General features: G+C 68.9%; 6 protein-coding genes. All 6 read right to left on the reverse strand.

Annotated elements, in window-relative coordinates; genetic code table 11:
• Window positions 1-17: 17 nt before the first annotated feature.
• Window positions 18-773, reverse strand: a complete 756-nt coding sequence (locus NCR37_RS25360; RefSeq protein WP_250475559.1) for a hypothetical protein — start codon at window positions 771-773, stop codon at window positions 18-20.
• On the reverse strand, window positions 770-1,486 hold the full coding sequence (locus NCR37_RS25365) for a LuxR C-terminal-related transcriptional regulator (RefSeq protein WP_250475560.1): 717 nt from the start codon (window positions 1,484-1,486) through the stop codon (window positions 770-772). Before NCR37_RS25365 ends, NCR37_RS25360 begins: the two co-directional genes overlap by 4 nt.
• Window positions 1,487-1,510: 24 nt before the next feature.
• Complete coding sequence (locus NCR37_RS25370) at window positions 1,511-3,415, reverse strand: MltA domain-containing protein (RefSeq protein ID WP_250475561.1); 1,905 nt, start codon at window positions 3,413-3,415, stop codon at window positions 1,511-1,513.
• 71 nt (window positions 3,416-3,486) lie between these two features.
• A complete protein-coding gene (locus NCR37_RS25375) occupies window positions 3,487-5,340 on the reverse strand; it encodes a serine/threonine protein kinase (protein ID WP_250475562.1) in 1,854 nt (617 codons plus the stop codon).
• Window positions 5,337-6,098, reverse strand: coding sequence for a type VI secretion system-associated protein TagF (tagF, locus tag NCR37_RS25380; protein ID WP_250475563.1), 762 nt, complete (start codon window positions 6,096-6,098; stop codon window positions 5,337-5,339). Before tagF ends, NCR37_RS25375 begins: the two co-directional genes overlap by 4 nt.
• Window positions 6,095-9,453 (reverse strand): type VI secretion system membrane subunit TssM (tssM, locus tag NCR37_RS25385; protein ID WP_250475564.1); only part of this gene is annotated, 3,359 nt, incomplete at its 5' end. The genes tssM and tagF, both read right to left, overlap by 4 nt.

A 9,453-nucleotide genomic window follows, 5' to 3' on the forward strand; every position in this document is an offset into this window, starting at 1 on the left:
CCGGCGCGCCCGAGTTGTCAGCCGAGGTTGCCGCGCATGCGCAGTGCGCGCAGATATTGACCGGCGACCTCCGACGCGCCGTAGTGCACGATCGTCTGGTCGACCAGCGCCCACACGGAACCGCCGCCGAGCCGCACGCGCCGGCAAAACGAGAGGTCTTCGGACAAATAGGCGCCGTGTTCTTCGATGGTGTCGAAGAAGCCGTGGAAGCGGCCATCGGGCAGGGCGTCGCGATACTGTTCAGGCGGCGCATAACAACGCGTGAACGGCAGGGCGATGTCGAAAGCATCCCGCCGCGCGAGGAAGATGCCCGTGCCCACATGCTCTGCCTCGACGAAGCCGTCCGTCACGCGCGCGCGGCCATCGTCCGTCGTTTCTAGTCGCACTGTGTAGTCGGCGTGCTTTTCGAGAAACTCGCGCAGCGACAAACCCCGGTCCGTTTCGCCGATCTGCTTGTCCAGATTCACGCGCCGGTACGGATACGCGACGCCCGCCACGCACTTGCCCGCGCCGAGCAGCTTCATCACGGCTTGCGGCGGGAACTGCATGTCGGTGTCGAGAAAGAGCAGATGCGAGAACTCGGCGTGCGCGACGAAATAGCTCGCGAAGAAGTTGCGCGCGCGAATGATGTGCGACGAGCCGACGTGCATCGTCTGAAAGCCGCAGCCGGCATCTGTCAGCGCGCGAGCCGCCTGCATCAGCGAGAAGGCGAAGTTGACGTGCACTTCGTCGTGATGCGTCGGCAGGCCGATGAGCACATTGGGCGCGCTCACAGGTCGCGCCCCGTCTGCAGCCAGCCGTTGATGAGCGCGATCGCCGAAGAGCGGTTGCGCACGCCGAGCGCGCGGAAGATTACCGAAAGGTGCACTTTGACCGTGCCTTCGGCCACCTGCAATTCCCTTGCGATCATCTTGTTCGTGCAGCCGCGATGCACGAGCCGCATGATCTCGCGCTGGCGCGGCGAGAGGTTTTCCATCAGATGCACGTGATGCGGTTCGAGCGGCGCGGCGGGCGTGCTTCGGATAGGCCGCGACGTCTCGGCGGGCGCGGGCCGCGCCGTGCCGGAACCGTTCGGCGCGCCGGTGTTGATGAGGCTCAGCGCTTCGATCGGCACATACGCACCGCCCGAGAGTACGAGCTCGATGGCCTTGACCATCACATTGGCCGGCTCCCGCTTGGGCACGAAGCCGAGCGCGCCCGCGGCGAGCACCGCGCGCATTTCATCGACCGACTCTTCCGCCGACAGCACGACGAGCGGCAGCGCGGGATTGGCCTTCAAGAGCGCCGCCAGCGACGACGCGCTGGCCATGCCGGACATATGCAGGTCGACGATCGCGAGATCGTGGTTCGCCTCCGGGTGAGCGGCGGCGGCGAGCGTCTCCCAGTTGTCGGCCTCGTCGAACTGCGCATCCGGGTCGATGCTGCGCAACAGCGACTTGACGGCCTGGCGGATCAGTTCATGGTCGTCGGCGACGAGAAACCTCATGTTTTCTCCCGCGAATGTCGTGTTTCATGGCGAATCGTCGACACACAGATCAGGATCGCTTACCACGCAATCGGCGCTCGGCATGGCCGGGCCGCCGCGCACGCGCACCGCCGACTCCTTCGCGGAGATGCGCAGCCCCTTGGGGAGCAGCACCCACATCTGCGTCGCCTGCTTCATTGTGCTCGCCTTCTGCTGCGCCTTCTCGCCTGTGCCGAAGAAATAATCGGCACGTACGGCGCCGCGTATCGCGCCGCCCGCGTCCTGCGCCATCAGAAGCCGCGTGAGCGGCGAAGCGCCCTCGCTCGCGTCGATGAAAACCGGCGCGCCAAGCGGCGTCGTGCGCGGATCGACGGCAGCCGAGCGTTCCGGCGAGAGCGGCACGCCGAGCGCGCCGATCGGCCCGGCGGATGAATCGGGGATGGTTCGGAAGAACACGTAGCTCGGGTCCGAGGACGCGAAGGCATAGCCAAGCGGGGCCGCGCCGGATAGCGGCGGCGCTGCGGGCACAGTCGGCAGATTGGCCGCATGAGCCGGTGACGTCTCGCCGTGCGCGGAACCGCCCGTCGTCATCGCGGGGGCCGTGCTCACGCGCGCCGGTCGGACCGCGGGCGTCGCGCTTCTGGCGAGATTGAAGCCGCGCAAGAGCGGCGAGCCGGGCGAGTCGGGCGGATCGGCATGGTCATCGGCATCGGCGGCGGCGCCACGGAGCAGTTGCGACTGCGGCGCGTCGGCGGAGGCGAGGGCATCGGTGTGATCCGGCGGGGTCTGCGTGCTGACGCTCCCTCCGTCGAGGTCGATTTCGACGCCGCGCACCAGCACCTTGCGGCCCTTCGTCGACGCACTCGCCACGGGCGGATTGAACGCGAAGCCGTTCTGCTCGGCATAGGCGAGCCGGATGACGCTCACGCCGTCCGGCAGCACGATCTTGCCGGCTCCCTGCAATTGCATCGCGTAGAGCATCGCCGGATCGGCGACGTAGGCGAGCACCGGCGCGTCGATTCTGCCGCGCTCGATCTGCGCGCGCGAGTAATACGGCACAATGCGGTTGCCTTCGAGACGCAGCCGCAGCTTCTTGTCGCGGATATCCGGCACGCTATTGCCAAGCTGGAGCGCATAGACGCCTTTCGCGTTACCGGGCGAGACGGCCGCGAGCGGCACGACCGTGCGCCCCTCGATGCGCGCCATGACCGGCTCGGCGCGCGCATTGGGCGGCAGACGCCGGGAATCGAGGAACAGCATGTCGCGCGGCACGCCATACACCGGATACACATACGGCGCGCCGTATTTGCGGCTGCCGCGCACGACAGGTTCGTAGTAGCCCGTCAGCACGCCGCGCGAGGACTTGTCGACGTTGCGGATCTGATAAACCGTGAAGTTGTCTTCAAAGAAGCGGCGCACCGCGGCGTTGTTCTTCGAATCCACGCTGCGCGAAGCCGAGCACGGCGCCGCCCACGCCGGCTTGCCGCTCAGCACCGCGCAGCCGCGGCGGAATGCATCCCAGGATTGCGCGAGCTCATCGCTCGTCCAGCCCGGCACGCTTGCGAACGGCACCGGCGTGTACAGCGCGTTTTTCGTGGCGAAGGGCGCGGCGGCGGCGGAATACGATGCCGACGGACTCACGGGAAGCGGATTCGCGATGCCCGGCTCCGGCCCCGATCCCACCGCGCTGACGATGCGTGTCTCTTCCGCCGGCCCGGCAAGCACAGGCGCGCGGTCGCGGGCCTCCAGAATCTGCTCGGACTGCGTAGCTTGCGGCCGGGGCGGGTTCGCGCATCCCGCCAGAACGCCCGCGATCATCGCGATGACGACCGGCAGTCTCGCGCGCGTTTCAGCGCCCACATTGAAAGCGGCACGCTCAGGCGCGGCTTCGGCAGATGCGCCGGGCGCGCCGCCCGACTCCGCGGCCGCGCCGCGCGCTCTTGATGTCATGATGCCCTCGTCCAGCCATGAACGGCTTTCGCATGCCGCGCTGCGCGCCATCGGGCGGGCGGCGCGAATCGCTATTTAGACGAACGGACGACATCGATTTTGAAGGCGGCGGCGCCATACGCGACAGGACACGACGGGGCCGCGCTGCCGCATGACGGGACGCCCGCGAACGGCGAGGCGGTGAGCGTGCGCTGCGCCGCCGCGGCCTGCTGCGCTTCGGTTGGGAGGCTCGCGAACACGGAATCGTGCGTCAGGTTGAGCGCGGAAAAATCTCTTGGCGCGGCCGACACGATGGCGACGAAGTGATTCGCGCCGACCGGCTCGCCCGCTTCCATCGGCCAGCTCGGGCGCGGCAGCGTGAGGCGCTTTCCCGCGCTGATGCGGTTGTCGCGGTCGAGTTCGTTCGGGAAGAGCTGCAAGTACTGATTCCCCGGATCGACGACGAACACGTAGACATAACCGTCTCGGCTGCTCGCGAGCGAAAATCGCAGCCGGTCACGGCCGATGACGGCGCGTGCGAGCGGCACGTCCACCTTTACGGCTATCGACGGATCGGCAAGCGACACGATGCGCCCGAACTCGCCGGCGGGCGAGTACGGCGGAACGGCTGCCGGCGGCGCGGGGGGATTCGGCACGACGCGCGCGCCCAGGTCATCGGCGGATCGAGCCGCTACGACTGTCGATGCGGGCGTCGGCGTGTTCACCGAAGCCGGAGCCGGCCCAGCCTCGCCGCCCGCACCGGCGCGGTAGGGCGAGTGCGCAGGCGGCTTGAGCGCGAGGAAACCCAGCGCGGCTGCCGCCACGAGCCCGATCGCGCCGAGCGTCCATCCGATGCGTCTGCGCGCGCCGCCCCGCGCGAGAGCCTTGCCGCTGGCCGTTTGCTTGACCGAAGGATCATCGAGGGTGATGCCGAGTTCGGCGGCGAACTGCCGGTCCGTCTGCGGCCGGTTCCCCGGCTGGACGGCGAGAGCATGGTCGATCGCCTTCAGGAAAGCGGGCGAGTAGCGCCCGGCGGCGATGCGCGCGAGCGGCTGGTAGCTGTCCTTCACCATGCGGCCGACGGACGGCGGCGGCGTCCTGCCGGTAATCGCGAAGTAGACGAGCGCGGCGAGCGCGTAGTGATCGGTCCACGGTCCCTGCCTGAGCGACGGTACTTCGGCGTACTGTTCGATCGGCGCGTAGCCCGGCTTGAGAATCACGGTGAGCGCCTGCGTCATGTCGCCGATCACCCGGCGCGCTGCGCCGAAGTCGAGCAGCACGGGCCGGTTGCTCTCTTCTAGCAGGATGATGTTGTCCGGGGCGATATCGCGGTGAAAGCAGTCGGCCGCATGCAGCACCGCGAGCGCATCGAGGAGCGGCGTGAGCAGCGCGCGCAGCCACGCTTCGTCGGGCGGTTGCGTCATGGCCTGAAGCGCCGCCTTGAGCGTCACGCCCTTGTAGTACGGCATGACCATGTAAGCCGTGCCGTTCGCTTCCCAGAAGCGGTACACCTTCACGAGCGACTGATGATCGAAGCGCGCGAGCAGCCGCGCCTCGTCGTTGATGAAGCTCTTGAGCCCCGCGCGGAACATGCTCTCGTGACGCTCGGACTTCACCTGCACGTGCGTCGAGCCGACGCGCGCGGCGAGTGCGGACGGCATGTATTCCTTCAGCGCGACATGGCGGCCGAGCGAGGTGTCGAACGCCAGATAGACGATGCCGAAGCCCCCTTCGCCGATCAGCCCGACGATCTCGAACTCGCCGAGCCGCGTGCCGGGCGGCAGAACGTTTTGGGTGGCCGGCGCATCCGGCGCATCCGGCGCGGCGCGTGCGCCCGGGAACGACGCGCGCGCGCCGCCGACGATCATGGTCTTGTCGTCCTCGTCGTTGCGTTCGGTCTTGCTGCCGTTTCGCTCGTCGTCCGGAAGCCTGCCGGTCGCATTCATGGTCCGCAGTCCCGCAGCATCGTGGTGAAAAGCGCCGTGTCCGGCAGGCCGTACACCGGCCACACGGTCAACGGGCGCGGCGCGCGCTCCGGCGCTCCGGGCGCTTCGGGCGCTTCGTCCGGTTCGCCCTGCGCCGAGGTCCACATGCTCATGCCGTAGACCTCGGTTTCCCACACCGACGCGAAGATGCGGGCGAGCGCGTCGGGCAACGCCTGCGCGGACTGCACGATCCACGGCTCGTTCAGGACGGCGGCGCGCGAGGCCGGGCGCGGCGGCGACGTCACCGGCACGGGCAACTGAGCGAGCTGTTCGTCGAGATGCTCGATGCTGTGGTCGAAATCGAGCGCGGCGAGCGCCACGCGCTCAATCGCCGACAGCCATTGCCAGAGCGCAGCGATTTCGGCGCCCGTCGCGGGCGCGGAGGCCAGCGGCGTCGCGATCGTCAGCGGGAAATGCCGGCCGACGCGGTCCACCGACGCCATTACCACGCCCGTCCAGCACGACGGGAGCGTCGGCGCGATGGCGCCCGGCATGGCGAAGAAGCGCCACACCGGGCACGTCAGATAGAGATCGAGCCAGTCCTGCCCGAGCGCGAGCTGCGTTTCGGCGACGCGCTGCGCGAGCCACGCGTCCCAGGGCGCCACGAACGCGTCGGAGAGCCTGCGCGCGGTGAAATCGCCGAGCGAGGGCAGCTTGCCGTACCAGCCGGCGATAATCGCGACGCCGTCCGGAGGCACATTGCCGAGATCGTCGCTCATAGGCGTTCGGGACAGGAAAAGGCGCGCAGGTCCGCGAGCCGGAACGGATTCTCGACGCTGTTGGCCGTCACCTCGAAGCGTGCCTTGCGGCCTTCGACATCGAAGGTCACGATGAATCGCTCCGGCTGCCCGGTCGGCTGGACGTCGAGCCGGTCGAACATGCGAAAGAGCGCCCACGGGCCCTCGAACATCAGGTTGCCGGCGCCGCTCGACGGCGGCGGCGTGAGTTGCAGGCTCACGCGGCCGGAGCCGCGCGCGCCGGGCCACTGGATGGTCGTCGCGATCTGCGGGCCGTGAGCGTAGGTGAGCACTTGCCCGTCGACGTCGAGCGTGAAGGAGAGAATCGTCGGGTCCATGTCGAGCGGCTTGAACTGCAGCGCGAGCGCGGGCGTCTTGCCGCCCGCGCGGAAAAAGACGCTGCGGATGGTCGCGGCGTGCTCGAACTGGGCGAGCCCGGCGGGGCTGATCTGCATCGCCGACGAATCCGACTTCTTGAACGCCCACGGTTTCGCGGAGACGTCGACGTCCTGCGCGAGGTTCTTCTGGAAGAAGTCGTCGAACTTGCCGCCCGGCGCGAAAAGCGCGCCGAAGTCCTCCGGCAGCACGTCGTTGGCCGAACCGGGGTTGAACGGATAGCGCCCGCCCACCGCGCGCGTGCAGAAGGCCGAGATCGACTCCTTCAGATCGGCCGACAGATTCACGCGGCGCGCCTGCTGCGTCTGCGCCGCGCCCTGGCTGCCGAGATCGAGCAGCGCCGTGCGGATGGGCTCGGGCAGCCGCGCCGCCTGCGTGCGCAGCTTCGCGGGCGCGTCCGAGGGCGGCGGCGCAGTTTTCTGCTGCAGCGCTTCGTCGGTTGTCGCGAGGTAGGTGTAGACGTCGTTGATCAGGGCGAGCGTCTGCGTGATCGGCGCGGGCTGCCCGGCGCCCGGGCTCGTCACCAGCGCGCGCAGGCCGGCGAAGCGGTCATCGACGATGCTCTCCAGCCGCGTACCGGGCGCGACCGGCGCGATGCGCGTCGGGTCCGGGCCGCCGATGATCTTGAGCAACTGCTCGCGGGCGGCCGTGATCTTGTCGTTAGCCTTGTCGACGACGGTCGTTTCGCTTTCCGGCCTCGCGCCGAGCGTCGTTTCGCGTGATGCGGCCTTCACCAGCATCGCGAGCGGCGAATCCGGCGCGGACAGGATGCGCGCGATCTGCACCGACTGCGAGAGATTGTCCGAGCGGACGATCCGGACGTCGTTCAGAAACTCGGTCCAGGTTCGGGCGTAGTCCTCTAGATAGAGCAGCCGAACGTCTTCCGTCAGGCGCTGCATCGCCGCGGGATCGCCGCGCGGCAGGCCGCTCTGGTCGCGAATGCCGAGCACCCACGGCTCCTCCGCGGCGAGTTGCGCCGACACCTGATCGACGGCCTTGAGGAACGCCTTGTGATAGCCGTCGAACGAATACAGGCCCGGCACGCCGTTCGTGAGCGGCTTGCCGCTCGCGCGCACGAACACGAGCGAGGCGTTGGGGCCGCCCGCGCGCGCCACGGTGAATTCCGGATAGTCCGCGCCGACGCCCTGTTGCCTCACACGCCCGTACACGCGCTGCGCGAGCGTGCTGGTGGCGAGCATCGCGCGCAGGTGCGCGACGAGGCGCTCGTCGAACGGCAGATTGGGATGCACCACGCCCCGCGCGAACAGCGTGTCGAGATGCGCCGCGAGCGCCGCGCGTTGCGCGTTGCCGACCTCGCGCGGCAGCGTGCGGTCCCAGTCGGTGACGATCCACGTCTTAAGTGCATCGGGATCCTGATGATCGGGCTGATTGAGCATCAGATACGCTTTGAGCGACTCGTACGCGTAGCCGGGGTTCGACGGACTCGCGCCGCGCGCCTGTTCCTCGATTCGGGCCGCGAGCTTCGGCAGGAACAGGTCGGTGAGCAGCCGTTCGTAGGCGCTGTTCGCGGCGGCGTCGAGCTTCGCCCCTTGCCACAGGCCGAGCTGCATCGCGAGCGGCGGGTGCGCGGCATCGACCTGCGGCGTCGAAGCCAGATTGCGCACCGCCGAGAGCAACGGCAGCAGCGCGACGACACTTTCGTTTGCCGCCGAGGTGCCCGCCGCCGCCTGCTTGGCCGCGTGCGCGGCCTGGTCGACATAGGCGACGTAAGTCCGGTTGCGCAGATAGCTCGCGCCCCAGAACGCGAGCACGCACGCGCACGCGCCGGCGATCGCCGCATAGGCCGTGAGGCGCAGCGCGTGCCGCCGCCGCGCCCATTGCAAGTTGGATCCGGCAAGGCCCTGTTCCGCGAACACGACTTGCGTAAGCAGCCGTTCGATGAAGTAGCTGCGCCCGCTCGACGGACGCGGCGGCTGCACGCCGCGCTCGATGCCGAACGCGCGCGCGAGCGAGCCCATCACGCGGTCGATAGGCGTGCCTTCCTGCGTGCCGCTCGTGAAATAGACGCCGCGTGCGAGCGGAAACTCGCCGTGCTTCGACTGGAGGAAAATCGCGCGCAGGGCGTCGGCCAGAACCGGCTTCAGCGCCGCGAACTGCTGCGGAAAGCCCATGATCGCCGCGCGCTGCGCGAGGCCGGTTTCGGCGTTCAGCCGCTCGGGCAGGCGAGCGACGAGGCGCGCTTCGAGCGCGTCGAGCTCGGCGTCGACGTGCGCGGAAAAGCCGGCCACGCCTTCCGGGTGCTTGGCATCGTACGGAAACGTGAAGCCGAAGATCTGCGCCCGCTCGTCCTTCGACATGTCCGCGAAAAACTCCGCGAAGCCCGCGAGCAGGTCAGTCTTCGTGACGAGCACGTAGACCGGAAAGCGCGTGCCCAGCGCCTGCATCAGCTCGCGCATGCGCGCCTTCAAAGTCGCGGCCATGTCCTCGACGCCCGCGGGCGTCGCGGCAAGCAGATCGGGCACGGCGAGCGTGAGCAGCACGCCGTTGATCGGCTGGCGCGGGCGCGTCTTGCGCAAGAGCGTCAGAAAGCCCTGCCACGCCGTCTGATCCGTCTCGCGGTCGCTTTCGTGCGTCGTGTAGCGGCCGGCGGTATCGATCAGCACGGCGTCGTCGGTGAACCACCAGTCGCAGTTGCGCGTGCCGCCCACGCCGCGAATCTTGTCGGTGCCGAAACGCTCGGCGAGCGGAAAGCGCAGGCCCGAGTGCAGCAGCGCGGTCGTCTTGCCCGCGCCGGGCGCGCCGATGAACATGTACCACGGCAACTGATACAGATACTGCCGGCCCGAAAGCGTGATCCAGTCGCGCCAGCCCGGCTTGCCGCCCGATGCGGCGACGCGCGCCTCGCGCAGCGCGGCGAGCGCCTCGTCGAAGCGCGCCTCCAGCGTCGCGACTTCCGCTTCGCCCGGCGTCGGCGCGGCGG

Origin of the sequence: Caballeronia sp. GAFFF1 (assembly GCF_023630705.1) — a bacterium.
Lineage (GTDB): Bacteria > Pseudomonadota > Gammaproteobacteria > Burkholderiales > Burkholderiaceae > Caballeronia.

Coding starts and splice junctions, on each gene's coding strand:
- NCR37_RS25365 (WP_250475560.1), bottom strand. CDS start 1,486: ATGAGGTTTCTCGTCGCCGACGACCATGAACTGATCCGCCAGGCCGTC.
- tagF (WP_250475563.1), bottom strand. CDS start 6,098: ATGAGCGACGATCTCGGCAATGTGCCTCCGGACGGCGTCGCGATTATC.
- NCR37_RS25370 (WP_250475561.1), bottom strand. CDS start 3,415: ATGACATCAAGAGCGCGCGGCGCGGCCGCGGAGTCGGGCGGCGCGCCC.
- NCR37_RS25375 (WP_250475562.1), bottom strand. CDS start 5,340: ATGAATGCGACCGGCAGGCTTCCGGACGACGAGCGAAACGGCAGCAAG.